The sequence below is a fragment of the Streptomyces sp. NPDC094034 genome (assembly GCF_040303865.1).
Classification (GTDB): Bacteria; Actinomycetota; Actinomycetes; order Streptomycetales; family Streptomycetaceae; genus Streptomyces.
In genome coordinates this window covers 386,368-404,810 of the sequence record NZ_JBEOUD010000002.1, presented here as the reverse complement: position 1 = coordinate 404,810, position 18,443 = coordinate 386,368, and the positions used below count along the sequence as shown (strand labels likewise).

Sequence of the window (18,443 nt, the reverse complement as noted above, 5' to 3'; positions counted from 1 at the left end):
CCGCACCGGCATACCGGTGAACTCCCCCTTGCCGAGGGCGCCTTGACCGGGCCGGCGCCGACCTCCTGCCGGGGGGCGACGCCCTCGGACACCGTTCCCGCTTCGGTCCGCCGCCATCGGCCTGACCTGCGAGTTCCGGCCGTCCGGCCTACGATCACCGGGTGTACCCGCGCCCGGCACTCCGCCTCGCTTCCGCCTCCGCCTCCGCCCCCGCACTCCCCGTCGCTCTCGTCCTCGCCCTCGTTCTCGGCGGCTGTGGGCCGGGCACTGGCGTGCACGGCAAGCCGGGCGCCGCGAGCCTGCGCGATCCCTACTTCGCGCGGATCGGCAACGGCGGGTACGACGTCCAGCACTACGATCTGACCCTCGACTACACGCCGGACACCGGCCGGCTCAACGGCACCGCCGAGATCACCGCCCGCGCCACCCATGACCTCAGCGCCTTCAACCTCGATCTCGACGGGCTGAGGGTGGACTCCGTGACCGTCGACGGCGAGAAGGCCGCCTTCCACCACGCCGGTACGGAACTGACGCTGCGCCCCGGCGACGACCTCCGCCGGGGCGCCACCTTCCGTACGGTCGTGCGCTACTCGGGCGCCCCCCGGCGCATCATCGACCCCGACGCGTCGGTGGAGGGCTGGCTACGGACCGGGCAGCGCGCGGTCGGGCTGGGGGAGCCGACCGGCTCGATGGCGTGGTTCCCGGGCAACCATCACCCGAGCGACAAGGCGGCGTATGACATCCGGATCACCGTTCCCGAGGGGCTGACGGCCGTTTCCAACGGTGAACTGCGCGAGGAGCGCACAGCGGACGGGCGCACGTCCTTCGACTGGCGCTCGGCGGAGCCTATGGCGAGCTATGTGGCCATGGTCGCCATCGGCCCGTACAAGACGCGGGCGACCGACGGGAGGAAGGGGACGGTGCCCATCTATACGGCGGTCGACCCGACCGTCGCCAGGGGCAGCGCGCTGCTCCTCAAGGAGCTCCCACGGATCGTGAAGTGGCAGGAGAAGACCTTCGGGCCGTACCCCTTCTCCTCAACCGGTGTCGTCATCGGGCGGCCGGGCGACTCCGGATACGCCCTGGAGACCCAGAACAGGCCCTTTCTCCCGGGCCCCACCAGCGTCGCGACGCTGGTCCACGAGATGGCCCACCAGTGGTTCGGCAATTCGGTGACCCCCAAGTCCTGGCGGGACATGTGGCTCAGCGAGGGTTTCGCGAAGTACACGGAGTGGCTCTGGACGGAACACACCGAGCGCGTACCGGTCCGTCAGAGCTTTGTCGACGCGTACGACGCCGACGCGAACTGGACATTCCCGCCGGCGCATCCGCCCAGCGCGGTGAACATCTCCGACCCGCCGGTGTACGGACGCGGCGCCATGGTGCTCCAGCGCGTACGGGAGACCGTGGGCGACGCCACCTTCTTCCGCGTCGTGCGCGGCTGGGCCCGGACGTACCGCCACGGCAACGCCGATACGCACGACTTCACGACATACGTGGAACGGGAGGCGGGCCGCGATCTCGGGGATCTGTGGGACACGTGGCTGTACGGGGAGGAGAAGCCTTCGCTGGAGTAGGGGGTGCGGGTCAGGGCGGAGGGGTGGTCGGCACCATCCGGCATGACCGACCCCGGCTCACCCCGACCACCCCTCGGCACGAACTCGCACAGAGGGACCGGTGGGCCCCGGCCGGAGCCGGGGCCCACTCGTCACCGCGTCGGTGTTCGGGTCAGAGGTTGACGCCGAAGTCCGTGGCGATGCCCACGAGGCCCGAGGCGTAGCCCTGGCCGACGGCGCGGAACTTCCACTCCGCGCCGTTGCGGTACAGCTCGCCGAAGACCATCGCGGTCTCGGTGGCGGCGTCCTCGCTCAGGTCGTAGCGGGCGATCTCGGTGCCGCCGGCCTGGTTGACGATGCGGATGTACGCGTTCCGCACCTGGCCGAAGTTCTGGCTGCGGGTCTCGGCGTCGTAGATCGAGACCGGGAAGACGATCTTGTCGACGTCGGCCGGCAGACCCGCCAGGTTGACGTTGATCGCCTCGTCGTCGCCCTCGCCCTCACCCGTGCGGTTGTCACCCGTGTGGACGATCGTCTGGTCCGGCGTCGACTTGTTGTTGAAGAAGACGAAGTGGCTGTCGGAGACGACCTTTCCGCCCCCGTTCACCGCGATCGCCGAGGCGTCGAGGTCGAAGTCGGTGCCGGTGGTGGTACGGACGTCCCAGCCGAGGCCGACCGTGACGGCGGTCAGGCCCGGTGCCTCCTTGGTGAGCGAGACGTTGCCGCCCTTGGACAGGCTTACAGCCATGGGGATGTCCCTTTCGTTGTCAGTGCGGGCTTCGAGTCGTCCCGAAGCTACCGTCACCGACATAACGTGGGCAGAGGTCCAGGAGGTTCCGCACCCCTTTACTTTCTTTACCCGAGGTGGACGCGTGCCCCCGGAAAAGAGGGTGACGGAAGCGGGCGGGACACGGGACCATAGAGGCATGTCCGGACACGCTCATGTCATCCGTGGTTCGGTCTCCCTGCCGGAGGCCGAACTGATGTGGCGTTTCTCAAGGTCCTCCGGGCCGGGCGGACAGCACGTCAACACCAGTGACTCGAAGGCGGAACTGCGCTTCGATCTCGCGAGGACGGAAGCGCTGCCGCCGGTGTGGAAGGAACGCGCGCTGGAGCGGCTCGCGGACCGGCTGGTGGACGGCGTGATCACCGTACGCGCGTCGGAGCACCGCTCCCAGTGGCGCAACCGCGAGACCGCGGCCGTACGGCTCGCCTCCCTCCTGGCGGAGGCGACGGCCCCGCCGCCGCGCCCGCGCAGGAAGACGAAGATCCCGCGCGGCATCAACGAACGGCGGCTGCGCGAGAAGAAGCAGCGCGCCGAGACGAAGCGCGGCCGTACCGGCCGCGACTGGACTTAGGGCCTTTCGTTCGGATCGTGCCGGGCTCGCGATGGTCGACCGGGGCATGGCCCGAATCACCGGTCGGCGCAGACGAGTTGAGCGCGGTTCGCGAGTCATCTCCGTCGCGGATTCGTTGCAAATCCATCGCAACCGTTGCACAGCGGGACGCGGGCGGATTCAGTCGTATAGCGGCAGGCGAACAGGCGGCGCCCGATGACGGCGCGCGCATACCGCTCGACCTGTCGGGACGGAAAAATCGGCATCCCCCAGGGGGGTAGGGTGCCGACGCACATCATTGGGAGGGGACAGCACACATGAGGAACCGTTTCAGCAGAGGTGTGGCGACACTCGCCGGCCTCGTACTCGCCGGCACCGGCCTGAGCGCCGTGAACGCCGCTCCGGCAGCGGCGAGCGCGTACGACTGTCCGGCGGGCTACTTCTGTGGCTGGTCGGGCGAGAGCGCGACCGGGCAGATGTACAAGACGAACAAGAGCGTCGCGGACCTGGGCACCTGGGACAACAAGATTCGCTCGTACGTCAACCGTACGAAGCTGATCGCTTGCGTCTACGAGAGCAAGGACTACGTGCCGTGGGGCGGCTACTTCCCCGCCGACCCCGACAGCGCCGGCGAGTACTCCTCGTTCCCGACCGCGACGACCAGCTCGGTCAAGTTCGTCAGCACCGAGCGCGAGTGCAGCCAGAACGCGTATCCGTCCTGGGTCTCCGAGACGTCCCCCAAGGCCCTGGGCTTCGGTGACATGAACGGTGACCGCAAGGCCGACCTGATCGTCCGTGACAAGGCCGGACGGCTGTGGTTCACCCCGGGCGACACCACCGGCCGGCTCATCGGCAACGGCGGCTGGAACGGCATGAACGCCCTCACCCGGCACGGCGACTTCACCGGTGACGGCCGGGAGGACCTCATCGCGAGGGAGGGGTCCACCGGCAAGCTGTGGCTCTATCCCGGCACCGGCAACGGCTCCCTCGGCGCCCGCAAGCTGATCGGCACGGCCGGCTGGAACGGCATGCGCGGCATCACCGCTCTCGGCGACCTGACCGGTGACCGGCGCTCCGACCTGGTCGCGGTGGAGAACTCGACGGGCAAGCTGTACCTGTATCCCGGGACCTCCACCGGCACGCTCGGGTCGCGCAAACTCATCGGCAACGGCGGCTGGAACGCCATGAACGCGCTTGTCGGCGTGGGCGACATGGACGGCGACGGCCGTCCCGACCTGTACGCCCGCGAGGCATCCACCGGCAAGCTGTGGCTCTACCCGGGCCGCGCCTCCGGCCTCGGCGCGCGTGTCCTGGCCGGAAAGGCCGGCTGGAACACGATGGCGAACCTCGTCGCGAACGGTGATTCCTCGGGCGACGGCCGTCCCGATCTCATCGCCGTGACCAACAGCTCGTACGTGATCGACGGCTTTCCGGGCCATCTCGGCTGGCTGGTCAGCTACCGAGGGCTGGGCAACGGCCTGCTGGCGGGCGGAGAGCGGACCGACGGCGAGTGGTGGGGCCTCAACGGCATCTGGTAGGAACGCGCGTTCGGTAGCGCGAGTCCGGTAACGCGCGTTCGGTAGCGCGCGTCCGGTGGTGGTTCATCGGGCCTTGTGCGGCCTCACGCCGTGAGGCGGTGGAGGGCGGGAACGGCCCGCACAACCGGTGACGCGGTTGGCGCCCGTGACGGAGTTCCGTAGCGGGCGCCAACTCGCCGGCCTGATCCCGGCCTGATCCCGGCCTGATCCAAACGAAGGCCCTACGACCCCAGCTGCCGGTAGCGTCCCTTGAAATACATCAGCGGCCCGCCCTCCGCGCTCGGCAGCTCCGCCGTCAGCACCCGTCCGATGACCAGTGTGTGGTCGCCCGCCTCGATCCGCTGTTCCGTACGGCACTCCAGCACCGCGAGCGATCCCCCGATCAACAGCGCGCCGCTCACCTCTCCCCGGCGGTAGGGGATGTCCTCGAACAGCAGCCGGTCGCTGATCCGGCCCTTCATCGCGAACCGGCCGGCGACATGACGCTGGCTCTCGGAGAGCAAGGAGGCCGCCCACAGCGGCTGTTCGAGGAGCAGGTCGTCCATGCGGGAGCCGTTGCGCACGCTGACCAGTACCAGCGGGGGGTCCAGCGAGACCGACATGAAGGCGGTCGCCGTCATCCCGGCGTCCTCGCCGCGCGGTCCGGTGGCGCTCAAAGGGGGTTCGTGCGCTGTCACCAGCACCACACCCGAGGCCAGCCGGGCGAGGGCGGCGCGGAACTCTTCGTTGCTCACCCCTTCAGGATGGGGGATGGGGCCGAGGGCGTCGGTACGGGTGTCAGGGGTCGTTTGGGGCACGGAGGAGACGCTAGCCCCAGCCGTTCCCACCCGCATCGGGCCAGGGGACCAGTCCGGTCCTAGGACCGGACTGGTCCTAGGACCGCGGTCCGCCGAATTTGCGTTCAAGAAAGTTGGGGAGCGCTCTCACCAGGTCTTCCATCCCTTCATCGGGTCATGTGACTTGACTCACAGAGTGCGGTAATTGTTGACCCTGTGTACCGAGCGCGCAGCTCCCTGTGATTCAGTGGCGAGGCCAGTGCAGGACGAGAGCCGATGAGAATCCTGGAGTTGCTGTCGAGGTCTCGGGGAGAGCGAGCAATGGAGACCGAGTCGGAGCCGTATGTCCGTCTTGCGACCCTGCGGCAGTTGCATGAGGCCGTCGCCGAACTCAACACCGCCCGCAGCCTCGCGGACACCCTCCAGACCGTGGCCGACGGTGTCGTCACCGGGCTCGGGTACGAACTGGCCTGCGTCAATGTCGTCCAGGCCGACGGTGACCTCGTCGTCGCCGCATTCGCCGGGAGCGCCGCCGCCGAAGCCCTGATCACCGGGCGTGTCGGCTCCCGGGCCTCCTGGGAGCGGCGGCTGCTGATGGGCGAGAGCTGGGGCGAGCTGCGCTTCATACCGCACACCGAGGGATGGGTGCTGCTGGAGGACGACGTCCCGCAGTGGTACACCGAGGGCCCCGACCCACGCTTCGAGGACGAGTGGCACCCGCAGGACCGGCTCTACGCCCCGATGTACGGATCCGGCGGCGGGAGCGAGCTGCTCGGCGTCATCTCCGTCGACCGGCCGCGTGGCGGGCGCCGGCCGGGCCCCTGGGGGCAGGAAGCGCTCCAGATGTACGCGTCCCAGGCCGCCATTGCGATCAGTAACGCTCGGCTCCGAGCAAATATGCAGCGCGCGCTGGTCCGGCTCGAACGGGAACAGCAGGCGCTGCGGGCCAGTGAGGAATCCTTCCGCCAAGCGTTCGAGTACGCACCCAGCGGGATGGCCATCGCCGAGATGGGCGGTGACCAGCACGGCCGGCTGCTGCGGACCAATGACGCGCTCTGCCGGCTGCTGGGCCGCCCCGCCTCCGCGATGCGCCGCCACTCGTTCTCCGATCTGGTCCACCCCGAGGACATCGGGACGCTGCTGCGCACCTCCGCCGAGGGGGGCCGCGCCGAACTGCGGCTGCTGCGGCGCGACGGCACCTACGTCTGGGTCTCGCTGCGCAACTCCGTGGTCGCCGACACCGCTGACGGCCCGCGCTTCCTGCTCACCCACGTCGAGGACATCGAGGAGCGCAAGAGCCGCGAACTCCAGCTCGCGCACCGCGCCTCGCACGACTCGCTCACCGGCCTGCCGAACAGCGCCGAGCTGCGCTCCCGTCTCAGCGCCCGGCTCTGTTCGCGGCCCCACGCGATGCGGGAGACCGCGGTCGAGGCGCTGGACGCGGCCTACGGAGGGTACGAGGGCACCGTCCTGTACGAGCCCGGATACGACGCGTACGACGGCTATGACGGCTTCGACCAGTACGAGGAGCGCGGCGGCAGCCAGGGCGGCGGCCGCTCGGTCGTGCCCGCGGTCGGCGGGGCGCCCCTCGACCACCATGTGCACATGGTCGCGCCCAACGACGACCCCGAGGCCGACGACGGCACGAAGGGCCTGGCGGTCCTCTTCTGCGACCTCGACGGCTTCAAGTCCATCAACGACCGGTTCGGCCACAACACCGGTGACGCGGTGCTGATCGAGGTCGCGCGCCGGCTGACCACGGGAGTACGGGACGGGGACACCGTCGCGCGCCTCGGGGGTGACGAATTCGTCGTTCTCGCGGACGGACTCGGTTCGGCGGACGCCGCCGATCTCGCCGTACGGCTGCGGAACGCGATCATTCCGCCGATCAGGGTCGACGGCCGGGCGGTCCGGGTCGGGGCGAGCTTCGGTATCAGCTGGGCGAGCTGCGGGATGTCCGTGGAGGAAGTGCTGCAATCCGCTGACCAGCGGATGTATATCGAAAAACGGTCGCGGAGCAAGGTGCACCGGCGTGCGGGGTAGACGCTCCCCAAGGGGTCGTCCCGATGTGTCGGGAGGGTTTACACAGCCGTTCGGGACAGTGCTGGGACATGTCTGCGATCCGTTGTTCACCCACGGGTCGCAGACTGGCTGCCACCCGTCAAGGCCCGTCCGTGGCCTTGCCCATTCGAGGTAGGCTCGGCCGGTCGGCGACGCTGGCGAGATGGTAAGGAGTGACCAGGGATGACGGCCGGGAACAACGGCGCGAGCACGCCCGAGGACGACGATCCGTTCGGCTATCTGTACGAGGACGGACAGGCGGCGGGTGGCAATCAGCGACGCCAAGGCGGCTACGGCTACCCCGGTCCGGCCGCGCAGCCCGGCGTGCCCAGGACTTCGTACAACCAGGTCAGGACGGTCGGCGAGCGTCAGTACGGCCAGCAGCAGGCGGTCCCGCCGCAGCAGGCGCCGTACGGTCAGCAGCCGGGGTACGGCCAGGCTCCCTACGGTCAGCAGCAGGCACCCCAGGGCCAGGCCCCCTATGGTCAGGCGCCCTACGGCCAGCAGCAGAACCCGCACTACGCGGCCCCCGAGACCCACCCCGGCGGTGCCACCACCCGCCAGGTGCCGGCCCAGCGGGGCGGCGGGCGCGGCAGCGGCCCCAACACCAAGGGCCTGCTGATCGGCGCGATCGCCGTCGTCGCGGTGGTCGTGATCGGTATCACGGTCGCGCTGCTCAACAACGGCGACGACAAGAACAACAACGCCGACGTGCCACCGACCGGCGGCACGAGCCCCTCGGCCGACCAGTCGCAGCAGCCCACCGACGAGCCGAGCGCCAAGGACGACACGTCGCCCGACGGGATCGGCCTCCCCAAGCAGGACGCGGCGACCCTCAAGCTGGGCCCGCCCGCCGTCCTCGCGACGGACATCGAGGGTGCCCAGGGCACCAACGGGTCCTATGTGACCGGCTTCAACGCCGTCGGGGCGTCGGTGACCTGGACCGCCGACATCGAGGAGGCCGGCTCCTACGCGCTGTCCGTGCGCTACGCCATACCCGCCAAGGACGCCAACGCCACCCTGACCGTCAACGGCAAGGCGAACAACTCCCCGCTCGGGCTGAAGAACTTCATCAGCTCCAACGACCCGGACTGGTCGAAGAACTGGCAGACCACATGGGCGCCGGTCGAGCTCAAGAAGGGCAAGAACACCCTCAAGATCTCCTGCGAGCAGGGCAATCAGTGCGATGCCATTCTCGACTGGCTGGAGGTCACGCCCCCGAAGGGGTAATCCCTCGTGATCAGCGCGCCGGGGAGTCGGCGGAGCCGACCACCCGCAGGAAATCCGCCACCGTCCCGGCCATCGCCTCGCGAGCCGGGACGAGGTATTTCCGGGGGTCCACCGTCGTGGGGTGCGCGGCGAGATGGGCGCGTACGGCACCGGTGAAGGCCGTGTTGAGCGCCGTACCCACATTGATCTTGACCATGCCGGCGGCGACCGCCCGGCGGATCTCCTCGTCCGGGACGCCGGACGACCCGTGCAGGACGAGGGGTACGGGGACGGCGTCGCGCAGCGCGGCGATCAGGGTGTGGTCGAGAGCGGCCGTGCGGTGGGTCATCGCGTGGGACGAGCCGACCGCGACGGCCAGCGCGTCCACGCCGGTCCCGGCGACATAGCCGGTCGCCTCGGCCGGATCCGTACGGACGCCCGGGGCGTGCGCGTCGAGGGAGGGTTCGCCGTCCTTGCCGCCCACCGCGCCCAGTTCCGCCTCGACCCAGATGCCGTGGTCATGGCCCCAGCGCACGGCCTCGGCGGTGGCCGCGAGGTTGGCCGCGTACGGCAGCTTCGACGCGTCGAACATCACCGAGCTGAAGCCGGCCTCGGGCGCGGCCCGCAGCAGTGCCACCGACTCCACATGGTCGAGATGGAGGGAGAGCGGCGCGGAGGAGCGGCGGGCGACGGCCGCCGCGGCGGCGGTGATCGCGCCGGGGTCGCCGCCGTGGAACGTCACCGCGTTCTCCGATATCTGGAGGATCGCGGGTGCCCCGGCCCGTTCGGCGCCGGTCGCGATCGCCTCCGCGTGCTCCAGGGTGATGACGTTGAAGGCGGCGATTCCGTGGCCCGCGGTCCGTGCGGCCGTGACGAGTTCTCCGGTGCTGACGAGTGGCATGCGTGCCTCAGTCCTTCCAGCTTGCGGTTCGGTCTTGCTCCTCGGCCCGACGCCCCCGTCCGGCGCGGCGCTATGGTCCGGGGTGTTCCGTCACCGTCACCCGTGGCAGCAGTTCCTCGTACGCCTCCGTGTCGAACTCGCCCGCCGCCGGGGCCAGGACCGTCGCCGTGGCCAGGGCGACCGCGCGGGCCAGCCGGGCCGGCCAGGGCAGACGCTCGACGAGGCCCGAGAGCAGCCCGGCCACCGCCGAGTCGCCCGCGCCCGTCGGGTTGCCCTTCACGGAAGCGGGCGGGCTCGCCTGCCAGATTCCGTCCGGGGTGGCCGCGAGGATGCCGTCGGCTCCGAGCGAGGCGATGACGGCGTGCGCGCCGCGCCTGCGGGCGTCGCGCGCGGCGGGCAGCGGCTCGCGGGAGCCGGTGAGCCGGGCGAGTTCGTCGGCGTTCGGCTTGACCAGGTCGGGGCGGGCGGCGACGCCGCGGCGCAGGGGTTCGCCGCTGGTGTCGAGGAGCACCGGGACGCCGGCGGCGCGGGCCCGGCGGATCAGCTCGGCGTACGCGCCGACGTGGATGCCGGGCGGCAGACTGCCGCACAGGGCCACGGCGTCGGCGCCGGTGAGCAGCCGCTCGTACGCGCCGAGGAAGTCGGACCACTCGGCGGAGGAGACGGTCGGGCCCGGCTCGTTGAGCTGGGTGGTGTCACCGCCCGTCTCGTCGACGACGGCGAGGGTGCGGCGGGTGGACCCGGAGATCGGTACGAGCGCGTCCACCGGCCGGGCCCTGGAGCCCCCGGGGCCGCTGTTGCCGAGCAGTTCCCGCAGCACATCGCCCGTCCGGCCGCCCGCGAACCCCGTCACCACCGTCTCGTGGCCCAGCGCCGACAGCACCCGCGCGACGTTCAGGCCCTTGCCGCCCGGGCGTTCGGCGACATCGCTGACGCGGTGCGTGGTGTGCGGGACCAGCGCGGGGGTGCGGTACGTGATGTCCAGCGCGGCATTGAGCGTGACCGTCACGATCATCCGTCGCACCCCCGGGAAACGCGCTCGTTCGGCCAATTACCGGAGCGATCATGCCAAACAGAAGGCGGTAGGCCCAGACCCCGGGCCGACCGCCTTCGGATGGATTTCCTCGTACTCGCGGGTAAATCAACCTACTTGGGTTCAATCACCCATTCGCCCTTGTGCAGGACACCCTTGAGCGAGAACTCCTCGTCCAGGACCACCAGGTCCGCGTCCTTGCCCGGCTCCAGCGAGCCGACCTTGTCGTACACGCCGAGCAGCCGCGCCGGGTTGGCGGAGATCGCCCGCACGATGTCCTCTACCGGCAGCCGGTCCACGGTCGCCGCCCGCTTGAACGCGATGTCCTGGGTCAGCGTGGAACCGGCGATCGAGCCGCCCTCCACCAGCCGCGCGACGCCCTCCTTGACCTCGACGGCGAGCGGGCCGAGTTCGTAGCGTCCGTCGCCGAAGCCGGCCGCGTCCATCGCGTCCGTGACGAAGGCGACCCGGTCCGCGCCCGCCCGGTGGAACGCCAGCTCCAGGGCCGCGGGGTGCAGATGCGTACCGTCGTTGATCAGCTCGACCGTGACCCGCTCGTCCTCCAGCAGCGCGGCGATCGGTCCAGGAGCGCGGTGGCCGAGCGGCGGCATCGCGTTGAACAGATGCGTCGCGACGGTCGCGCCCGCGTCGATGGCCGCCACGGTCTGCTCGTACGTCGCGTCCGTGTGCCCGACGGCCGCGATCACGCCGTGCTCCGCGAGGAGCCGTACGGACTCGATGCCGCCCGGCAGTTCGGTGGCGAGCGTGACCATCCTGGCCGTGCCGCGCGCCGCGTCGAGCAGCTTGCGCACCTCGGCCGGGTCGGGGTCGCGCAGCAGCGCCTCGCTGTGGGCGCCCTTGCGGCAGGGGGAGATGAACGGGCCCTCGAAGTGGATCCCGGCCAACTCGCCCTGCTCGACCAGCTCGGAGAGGAAGCCCGCGCGGTGCGCGAGGAAGTCCATCTCGCCGGTGACGGTGGAGGCGACCAGGGTGGTGGTGCCGTGCTCGCGGTGTGTACGGATGCCCTTGAGCACGTCGTCCACCGAGCCGGAGGTGAACGAGGCGCCGCCGCCGCCGTGGTTGTGCAGGTCCACGAAGCCCGGGACGATCCAGTGGCCGGAGAGATCCAGCGAGGCGGTGTCGTCGTGGGCGGCGCCCGCGATCCGGCCGCCCTCGATGATCACCCGCCCGCCCTCCACGGTTCCGGTGGGCAGCACCACCCGGGCGCCGGTGAGAACGGTGCTTTCGGCGCGTGGGGCGCGTGCGGCGTGCGCGGCGCGTGGGGCGCTAGCGGCCATCAGGCGGATACCTCCGTGGCGAGTGGTTCGTCGTCGGGCGGACTGGTGTCGTCAGTGGGGTGCGACCGCGCGGCGGACCGCGCTTCGGTGGCGGGCCGGGCGGGGGTCGGTTCGGTGGCGGCGGGTTCTGTGGCGGTCGGTTCTGTGGCGGTGGGCTCGGCCGGGGTGGGCTCGGTGGCGGCGAGCAGGTCCCAGGCCAGCAGGCCCGCGCCCAGACAGCCGGCGTGGTCACCGAGGGCCGCCGGGACGATCTCGGGCAGCTTCTGGAACGTGACCCGCTCCTCGACCCGGGCCCGCAGGGGTGTGAACAAGGTTTCCCCGGCCTCGGCCAGACCGCCACCGATGATCAGCGTTCGGGGGTCGAGCAGCGTGAGCGCCGTGACCAGCCCCGCGGCGAGCGCGTCGACCGCGTCGAGCCAGACCCGTACGGCCACCGGGTCGCCGGATTCCACGGCCTTCGCGCAGTCGGCGGCGTCCGCCTCCGGGTCGCCGCTCGCCGCCGCCCAGGCGCGGGTCACGGCCCCGGCGGAGGCAAGGGCCTCCAGACAGCCGCGCTGCCCGCAGCCGCAGTCGGGCCCGTCGGGGCGGACCACGACATGTCCGATCTCGCCCGCGTAGCCGTGGGCGCCGGCCTCTATGGAGCCCGCGATGCCGATGGCCCCGGCTATCCCGGTGCCCAGCGGCACGAACAGGAACCGGTCGGCTCCCCGGCCCGCGCCGAGCCGCCCCTCGGCGAGACCGCCGGTGCGTACGTCGTGCCCGAGCGCGACGGGTACGCCCCCGAGCCGGGCGCCGAGCAGCTCGCGCATCGGTACGTCGCGCCAGCCGAGATTGGCCGCGTACACCGCGATACCGCGCTCGGCGTCGACGATGCCGGGCACGGCGACCCCGGCGGCCACCGCGCTCTCGCCGAAGTGCTCGACGCCGTACGCGCGCAGTTCCGCCGCGAAGCCGAGAATGGCCTCCACGACGGCCTCGGGCCCGCGCTCTCTGCCGGTCGCCCGCCGCGCTTGATGCAGCAGCGCGCCGTCCGCCCCTACGAGGGCGGCTTTCATGCCTGTGCCGCCCACATCCAGGGCGATGACGTGTCTCACGGAAACAGTCTCGCGCGTAGACCCTTGAAAGGTCTAGTCCACTGTCCAGGATTGTTGAGTCTCCATACAAACGCGGAAGCCCTGGGCTCCAGGTTTGGGCGTTGCCTAAGTGAAACCAATCACCGGTGGACCCGAAACCTCCGGATGAGGGAAAATCACTGCTTCATAACAGTGCGTCACGGGGGACCGACCGGGGCCTTACGCGCGAACGAAGAACAAGGGCGGGAACACAGCTGTGCGACAGCGCTATCGGGCAATGACCGCGGTGATAGCCGCATGGGGCATGACAATGGCGCTGGCCGGCTGCGGCAGCACGGGAGGGTCCGGGGACGACGTCACCCTCAAGTTCGTCGCCGCGGACTACGGCACCAGCTCCGAGAACACTTCCGAGAAGTACTGGTCCGCGCTCGCCGCCGCCTTCGAGTCCGAGAACCCCGGCATCAAGGTCGATGTCAGCGTCCGCCCCTGGAAGACCGTCGACAGCGATGTCGCCACGATGGTCGAGGAGAACAAGGCCCCCGACATCGCGCAGGTCGGCTCGTACGCCAACTATGTGAAGCAGGACAAGCTCTACACCGCCGACGAAGTGCTCTCCGTCCCCACGCAGGCGAACTTCCTCTCCCAGCTCTCCGAGGCCGGCAAGGTCAACCGCATCCAGTACGGACTGCCGTTCGTCGCCTCCACCCGGCTGCTCTTCTACAACAAGGAACTCTTCGACCAGGCCGGTCTCGACGCCCCGAAGAACTGGGACGACATCCAGTCCCACGCCGAGGCGCTCAAGGCCACGGGTGTGACCACGCCGTTCGCGCTGCCGCTGGGCTCCGAGGAGGCGCAGGGCGAGACCATGATGTGGCTGCTGAGCGGCGGCGGCGGCTACACGGACACCGCCGACGGCTCGTACAACATCGACTCGCCGCAGAACATCAAGACGTTCCAGTGGCTCCAGAAGGAGTTGGTCGGCAAGGGGCTGACCGGGCCTGTCGCCCCCGGCAAGCTCGACCGCGCCACCGCCTTCAAGGCGTTCACCAGCGGCCAGGTCGGCATGCTCAACGGACATCCCTCCCTGATGGAGGAGGCCGCGAAGCAGGGCGTCAAGGTCGGGATGGTGCCGCTGCCCGGCGTCAATGGCAAGGCCAAGGCGTCCATGGGCGTGGCCGACTGGATGATGGCCTTCAAGCAGAACGGTCACCGTACGGCGATCGGCAAGTTCCTGGACTTCGCGTACAACGACAAGAACGTGATGTCCTTCGCCGGGCAGTACGACCTGCTGCCGGTCACCTACAGCGCGAACGAGGCGATGGTGGCGGACCCGCAGTACGCGGACCTGCGCAAGTTCCTGACCGCGCTGCCCACTTCCGAGCTGATCCCGTACGGCAAGAACTCCTGGGCGAGCGTGAGCGAGAGCTTCAAGAAGAACATCGGCAAGGCGGTCGAGCCCGGCGCCAGCCCGTCGAGCGTCCTCGGCGGGATCGCCAGGGACGCGGCGGCGGCCGAGGCCGCCGAGTAGCGTGTGGTCATATGACCGCGTCTGACCCGGCTGACCCTGCCGCCGACTCCGAGGATGTACGTGGCCCCGCCGGGCTGTCCGAGCGGGACCGCGCCGTACTCGCCATGGAGCGGCGCGGCTGGCCGGGCCCCGGCGCCAAGGAGCGGGCGATCAGGGAAGGGCTCGGCCTGTCGCCGACCCGCTACTACCAGCTGCTGGGCGCGCTGCTGGACGATCCGCTGGCGCTGGAGCACGACCCGGTGACGGTGAACAGGCTGCGGCGGATCAGGGCCGAAAGACGCCGCCGCCGTTAGGGCCGTCAAGGACTTTCGTTCAGATCGTGCCGGGAGCCCCTGTGGGCCCGGAGCGACTTCGTGCCGTGGCGTATTGGCCGGACAGACTCCCTGCCGTGGCGTGCGCCGATAGGGTCGTGGCATGGGCAGCAACCCGTACCCCTTGCAGCGACCTGCCACTCCCGCCGGCGCCGACGGTCTGGCCGCGCTCCTCGCGCGGCCCGGCAAGGCCGTCGTCGCGCTCGACTTCGACGGCACCCTCGCCGAGATCGTCCCCGACCCCGAACAGGCCCGCGCGCATCCGCGTGCCGTCCCCGCACTGGCCGCGCTCGCGCCGCATGTCGCGTCGGTCGCGGTCGTCACCGGCCGCCCGGCCGGGGTCGCGGTGCGGTACGGCGGCTTCGCCGGAGTGCCGGGCCTGGACCATCTCGTGGTCCTCGGCCACTATGGCGCCGAGCGCTGGGACGCCGTCTCCGGCACCGTCAGCGCCCCCGCCCCGCACGAGGGCGTCGCGGCCGTGCGCGCCGAACTCCCCGGCGTCCTGGACCAGTTCGGCGCCTGGCGCGGCACCTGGATCGAGGAGAAGGGCCGGGCCGTCGCGGTCCACACCCGCCGCGCCTCCGACCCGCAGGCCGCGTTCGACGCGCTGCGCGACCCGCTGACCGAGCTGGCGGCCCGCCACGGACTGATCGTCGAACCGGGCCGCATGGTCCTGGAGCTGCGTCCGCCCGGCGTGGACAAGGGCGTGGCACTGCTGGAGTACGTACGCGAGGTCGGCGCCGAGACGGTCCTGTACGCGGGCGACGACCTGGGCGACCTCCCGGCCTACGCGGCGGTCGAGAAGCTTCGCTCGGACGGCCACCCGGGGCTGCTGATCTGTAGCGGCGGCGAAGTGCCCGAACTGGCCGAGCGCGCCGACCTGCGGCTGCCGGGACCGGCGGCGCTGGCGGACTTCCTGGCGGCGCTGGCGGAGGCGATGGCCTGACGGCTGACAGTTGACACCTGGCGCCTGGCGCCCGGGCGGACCGATGCCACCCGGTCGCGCCAGGAGTCGTCAGGCGCGCAGCGCCGTCAGCTGGTCCAGGAACCACTGCTGCGGCGGCAGCGCCGTCGCCGCCGCGGCCAGCCGCTTGGCGCGTTCCGCGCGCTCGTCGACCGGCATGGCCAGCGCCTCGTGGAGGGCCGCCGCCGTGGCGCTGATGTCGTACGGGTTCACCACCAGCGCGTCCTCGCCCAGCTCCTCGTACGCCCCCGCCTCCCGCGACAGCACCAGCGCGCCGCCGCGCTCCGAGATGAGAGGGATCTCCTTCGCGACCAGGTTCATGCCGTCGCGGATCGGGTTGACCAGCGCCACATCCGCCAGCCGGTAGGCGGCCAGCGAGCGGGCGAAGTCGTCCTCGACATGGAGGACGACCGGCGTCCAGCCGTCCGTGCCGAACTCGGCGTTGATCTCGTCGGCCACCCGCTGGACCTCGGCGGTGTAGTCGCGGTAGACCGCCAGGTCCTGCCGGGAGGGGTAGGCGAAGGCGACATGGACGACGCGTTCGCGCCATTCCGGACGATCGGTCAGCAGCAGCCGGTAGGCGAGCAGGCCGCGCACGATGTTCTTCGACAGTTCCGTACGGTCCACCCGGACGATCGTCTTCCGCTCCTCGCCCGTGCCCGTACGGCCGATCTGCCCGCGCAGGGTCCCGATCCGCTCGTCCACGTCCGGGCGGTGGGCGCGCTCACGCAGGAAGTCGCCGTCCACGCCCAGGCCGTGCACGCCGATCCGGGTCTTTCCCGTGCCACCCGTCGCGCCCAGCAGCTCCGTACAGCACGCCGTGAACGCGTCGGCCCACCGGTGCGTCAGAAACGCCGCGCGGTCCGCGCCGAGGATGCCGCGCAGCAGCTGGCGCCCGATGTCGTCGGGCAGCAGCCGGAAGTAGTCGACCGGGGCCCAGGGCGTGTGCGAGAAGTGCCCGATCCTCAGGTCGGGGCGCAGGGCGCGCAGCATCCCCGGCACCAGCGCCAGGTGGTAGTCCTGCACCAGCACGGCCGCGCCGTCGGCCGCCTCGTCGGCCAGGGCCTCCGCGAAGGCGCGGTTGTATGTCTCGTACGACGCCCACCGCGCGCGGAACTCCGGGCCGAAGGACGGCTCCAGCGGGGTCTGGTAGAGCAGATGGTGGACGAACCAGAGCGTGGAGTTGGCGACGCCGTTGTACGCGTCCGCGTACACCTCCGGCGCGATGCCCAGCATCCGCACCCGCCGGCCGCCCGTGTCGGCGGGGTCGAGCCGCCCGCCCGTGCGCCGTACCGCCTCGCGGTCGCCCTCCCCGAGCGCCGCGCACACCCACACCGCGTCCCCGTCCTGCCCGATGGCCGACAGACCGGACACCAGCCCGCCGCCGCCGCGCCTGGCCTCCAGCGAGCCGTCGTCCCGCGGGGTGTACGAGACGGGGCCGCGGTTGGACGCGACGAGGACCTGGGCCCGGGAGGGCGGCTCGGTAACCATGTGCCGAAACCTAGCCCGTCACGGAAACGCTCAAACGTACGGACGCGGCTGTCTCGCCCGCCATTGGCCGGGCACGGCCGTCAGTCCCGCCGGCCGCGCAGGGCGGCCAGCGCGACCACCCCGGCGCCGCTCAGCGCGAGCACCACCCCGCCGAGCAGCCACAGCCGCTCGGCCGTGCTCCCGGCCTGGGCCAGCTGCGCGTGCACAGCGCTCAGCGGCCCGGTCATCGCAGGATTCATCGCCATCGCCATCGCCATCGCCATAACCGGGCAATCTAGATAATTCGCATGATCGCATTCCGTTACGCCGCGCGTCCGGCCGGGTACTCCGCGATCTCCCGCACCGGCGGCCGTTCCTCCGTGTCCACCGCGTGCGTGCGCGGTACGAAACCACTCTCGCCGCGCTCGAACTGCGTCAGCTCCGGTCGTACCAAATGCGCCCGGGACAGCCGCAGCTGCGCCGTACGGTAGATCGCCGCGGCCATCCGCCCCAGCGCCCGCTCGTCCTGATGGCGGTGGATCCGTATCCCGACGTCGACCTGCCCCAGCGCGTCGAGACCCGCCATGTGCAGGGCGTCCACGAGCAGCCCCAGCTCCACCCCGTACCCGACGGGGAACGGCAGCCGCTCAAGCAGCGAGCGCCGCGCCGCGTACTCACCGCCCAGCGGCTGAACGAAACCGGCCAGCCGGGGCCAGTGCAGATTGAGCAGGGGCCTGGCCACCAGTTCGGTCACGCGCCCGCCCTGGCCGAGGGCCGGTGCCGGTCCCCCTCCCGGTCCTGGTCCCGTTCCCGTTCCCGCTCCCGTTGCCGGTCCTGGTCCCGCTCCCGGTCCTGCCGGATCCGGGTACAGCGGACGGTCGTACATCGCCTTCACGAACTGCACGTCCTGGTCGGTCAGCAGCGGCCCCACGATCCCGGACACGAAATCGGCCGAGAACCGCTTGAGATCGGCGTCCACGAAGCACACGATGTCGCCGCTCGTCACCAGCAGCGACCGCCACAGCACCTCGCCCTTGCCGGGCAGCGCGGGCAGCCGCGGCAGGATCGCGTCCCGGTGCTCCACGCGCGCGCCCGCCGCCGCGGCGACCGCGGCCGTACGGTCGGTGGAACCGGAATCGACCACCACCAGTTCATCGACGAGCCGCACCCGCTCCATCAGTTCGCGCCGGATCACGGAGACGATCTCGCCTACCGTCTCCTCCTCGTTCAGCGCCGGAAGGACCACACTCACGGTCGAACCGCGCGCGGCCTTCGCCACTGTCAGCCGGTCGAGCGGGCGGTCGGCCACGGACCAGGAACGCCTGGTCAGCCAGTGCTCCACCTCTTCCAGCACGGTCGGTACTCCCTGAGCGTGTGCGTACGTGTGC

The 18,443-nt window shown here is 70.9% G+C and carries 16 protein-coding genes and 1 pseudogene; 8 read left to right on the top strand and 9 right to left on the bottom strand.

From position 1 onward, the window contains the following. The first annotated feature begins 161 nt into the window (after positions 1 to 161). Complete coding sequence (locus tag ABTZ59_RS04215; protein ID WP_351390047.1) at positions 162 to 1,577, top strand: M1 family metallopeptidase; 1,416 nt, start codon at positions 162 to 164, stop codon at positions 1,575 to 1,577. 151 nt (positions 1,578 to 1,728) lie between these two features. Here ABTZ59_RS04215 and ABTZ59_RS04210 read toward each other — a convergent pair whose 3' ends face one another. Further along, positions 1,729 to 2,304: a TerD family protein gene (locus ABTZ59_RS04210; protein WP_249952186.1), complete on the bottom strand. Its 576-nt coding sequence runs from the start codon at positions 2,302 to 2,304 to the stop codon at positions 1,729 to 1,731. A 178-nt stretch (positions 2,305 to 2,482) separates the two neighbouring features. Between ABTZ59_RS04210 and arfB the strand changes: the two genes are divergently transcribed. Continuing rightward, positions 2,483 to 2,914, top strand: coding sequence for an alternative ribosome rescue aminoacyl-tRNA hydrolase ArfB (gene arfB, locus ABTZ59_RS04205; protein ID WP_351390042.1), 432 nt, complete (start codon positions 2,483 to 2,485; stop codon positions 2,912 to 2,914). A gap of 296 nt (positions 2,915 to 3,210) precedes the next feature. Then, positions 3,211 to 4,431 (top strand): FG-GAP-like repeat-containing protein, encoded by a 1,221-nt coding sequence (locus tag ABTZ59_RS04200; RefSeq protein WP_351390038.1) that lies wholly within the window; start codon positions 3,211 to 3,213, stop codon positions 4,429 to 4,431. 221 nt (positions 4,432 to 4,652) lie between these two features. On the opposite strand, the gene ABTZ59_RS04195 is transcribed toward ABTZ59_RS04200, so the two are convergent. Continuing rightward, complete coding sequence (locus tag ABTZ59_RS04195; protein WP_374403986.1) at positions 4,653 to 5,165, bottom strand: flavin reductase family protein; 513 nt, start codon at positions 5,163 to 5,165, stop codon at positions 4,653 to 4,655. 363 nt (positions 5,166 to 5,528) lie between these two features. Here ABTZ59_RS04195 and cdgB point away from each other — a divergent pair, with 363 nt between their 5' ends. Both cdgB and ABTZ59_RS04185 read left to right on the top strand, forming a co-directional pair. Then, positions 5,529 to 7,250, top strand: coding sequence for a diguanylate cyclase CdgB (cdgB, locus tag ABTZ59_RS04190; RefSeq protein WP_351390032.1), 1,722 nt, complete (start codon positions 5,529 to 5,531; stop codon positions 7,248 to 7,250). 201 nt (positions 7,251 to 7,451) lie between these two features. Next, a complete protein-coding gene (locus tag ABTZ59_RS04185) occupies positions 7,452 to 8,498 on the top strand; it encodes a CBM35 domain-containing protein (RefSeq protein WP_351390029.1) in 1,047 nt (348 codons plus the stop codon). 10 nt (positions 8,499 to 8,508) lie between these two features. Here the strand turns inward: ABTZ59_RS04185 and ABTZ59_RS04180 are convergent, their stop codons facing one another. From ABTZ59_RS04180 to ABTZ59_RS04165, 4 genes and pseudogenes are all read right to left on the bottom strand, one after another. Next, a complete protein-coding gene (locus ABTZ59_RS04180; protein WP_351390025.1) occupies positions 8,509 to 9,378 on the bottom strand; it encodes a class II fructose-bisphosphate aldolase in 870 nt (289 codons plus the stop codon). A gap of 70 nt (positions 9,379 to 9,448) precedes the next feature. Then, entirely contained in the window at positions 9,449 to 10,393 is a 945-nt protein-coding gene (locus ABTZ59_RS04175) for a 1-phosphofructokinase family hexose kinase (RefSeq protein WP_351390022.1), read from the bottom strand. A gap of 131 nt (positions 10,394 to 10,524) precedes the next feature. Then, a complete protein-coding gene (gene nagA / locus ABTZ59_RS04170) occupies positions 10,525 to 11,709 on the bottom strand; it encodes an N-acetylglucosamine-6-phosphate deacetylase (protein WP_351390019.1) in 1,185 nt (394 codons plus the stop codon). 179 nt (positions 11,710 to 11,888) lie between these two features. Beyond that, positions 11,889 to 12,803 (bottom strand): annotated as a pseudogene (locus ABTZ59_RS04165) (ROK family protein); the annotation flags it as partial. Positions 12,804 to 13,059: 256 nt separating this feature from the next. On the opposite strand from ABTZ59_RS04165, the gene ABTZ59_RS04160 reads away from it, so the two are divergent. The 3 genes from ABTZ59_RS04160 (at position 13,060) to otsB (ending at position 15,567) form a co-directional block, all read left to right on the top strand. Further along, positions 13,060 to 14,310 (top strand): ABC transporter substrate-binding protein, encoded by a 1,251-nt coding sequence (locus tag ABTZ59_RS04160; protein WP_351390015.1) that lies wholly within the window; start codon positions 13,060 to 13,062, stop codon positions 14,308 to 14,310. Between the two features lie 11 nt (positions 14,311 to 14,321). Beyond that, positions 14,322 to 14,603, top strand: coding sequence for a DUF3263 domain-containing protein (locus tag ABTZ59_RS04155; RefSeq protein ID WP_351390011.1), 282 nt, complete (start codon positions 14,322 to 14,324; stop codon positions 14,601 to 14,603). A gap of 121 nt (positions 14,604 to 14,724) precedes the next feature. Next, complete coding sequence (gene otsB, locus ABTZ59_RS04150; protein ID WP_351390008.1) at positions 14,725 to 15,567, top strand: trehalose-phosphatase; 843 nt, start codon at positions 14,725 to 14,727, stop codon at positions 15,565 to 15,567. 69 nt (positions 15,568 to 15,636) lie between these two features. Here otsB and ABTZ59_RS04145 read toward each other — a convergent pair whose 3' ends face one another. The 3 genes from ABTZ59_RS04145 to ABTZ59_RS04135 all read right to left on the bottom strand — a co-directional run bounded on the left by ABTZ59_RS04145 (position 15,637) and on the right by ABTZ59_RS04135 (position 18,409). Beyond that, on the bottom strand, positions 15,637 to 17,076 hold the full coding sequence (locus ABTZ59_RS04145) for an alpha,alpha-trehalose-phosphate synthase (UDP-forming) (RefSeq protein WP_351390005.1): 1,440 nt from the start codon (positions 17,074 to 17,076) through the stop codon (positions 15,637 to 15,639). An 80-nt stretch (positions 17,077 to 17,156) separates the two neighbouring features. After that, positions 17,157 to 17,303 carry a hypothetical protein gene (locus ABTZ59_RS04140; protein ID WP_351390002.1) on the bottom strand — a complete coding sequence of 49 codons (147 nt, stop codon included), beginning with the start codon at positions 17,301 to 17,303 and terminating at the stop codon, positions 17,157 to 17,159. Positions 17,304 to 17,377: 74 nt separating this feature from the next. Beyond that, positions 17,378 to 18,409: a glucosyl-3-phosphoglycerate synthase gene (locus tag ABTZ59_RS04135; RefSeq protein WP_351389997.1), complete on the bottom strand. Its 1,032-nt coding sequence runs from the start codon at positions 18,407 to 18,409 to the stop codon at positions 17,378 to 17,380. Positions 18,410 to 18,443 lie beyond the last annotated feature (34 nt).

Excerpts from the sequence above, each read along its gene's own strand:
- ABTZ59_RS04210 (WP_249952186.1), bottom strand. The coding sequence starts at position 2,304 with ATGGCTGTAAGCCTGTCCAAGGGCGGCAACGTCTCGCTCACCAAGGAG.
- otsB (WP_351390008.1), top strand. The coding sequence starts at position 14,725 with ATGGGCAGCAACCCGTACCCCTTGCAGCGACCTGCCACTCCCGCCGGC.
- ABTZ59_RS04155 (WP_351390011.1), top strand. The coding sequence starts at position 14,322 with ATGACCGCGTCTGACCCGGCTGACCCTGCCGCCGACTCCGAGGATGTA.
- ABTZ59_RS04185 (WP_351390029.1), top strand. The coding sequence starts at position 7,452 with ATGACGGCCGGGAACAACGGCGCGAGCACGCCCGAGGACGACGATCCG.
- ABTZ59_RS04140 (WP_351390002.1), bottom strand. The coding sequence starts at position 17,303 with ATGACCGGGCCGCTGAGCGCTGTGCACGCGCAGCTGGCCCAGGCCGGG.
- nagA (WP_351390019.1), bottom strand. The coding sequence starts at position 11,709 with ATGGCCGCTAGCGCCCCACGCGCCGCGCACGCCGCACGCGCCCCACGC.
- ABTZ59_RS04200 (WP_351390038.1), top strand. The coding sequence starts at position 3,211 with ATGAGGAACCGTTTCAGCAGAGGTGTGGCGACACTCGCCGGCCTCGTA.
- cdgB (WP_351390032.1), top strand. The coding sequence starts at position 5,529 with ATGGAGACCGAGTCGGAGCCGTATGTCCGTCTTGCGACCCTGCGGCAG.
- ABTZ59_RS04160 (WP_351390015.1), top strand. The coding sequence starts at position 13,060 with ATGACCGCGGTGATAGCCGCATGGGGCATGACAATGGCGCTGGCCGGC.
- arfB (WP_351390042.1), top strand. The coding sequence starts at position 2,483 with ATGTCCGGACACGCTCATGTCATCCGTGGTTCGGTCTCCCTGCCGGAG.
- ABTZ59_RS04180 (WP_351390025.1), bottom strand. The coding sequence starts at position 9,378 with ATGCCACTCGTCAGCACCGGAGAACTCGTCACGGCCGCACGGACCGCG.
- ABTZ59_RS04175 (WP_351390022.1), bottom strand. The coding sequence starts at position 10,393 with ATGATCGTGACGGTCACGCTCAATGCCGCGCTGGACATCACGTACCGC.
- ABTZ59_RS04145 (WP_351390005.1), bottom strand. The coding sequence starts at position 17,076 with ATGGTTACCGAGCCGCCCTCCCGGGCCCAGGTCCTCGTCGCGTCCAAC.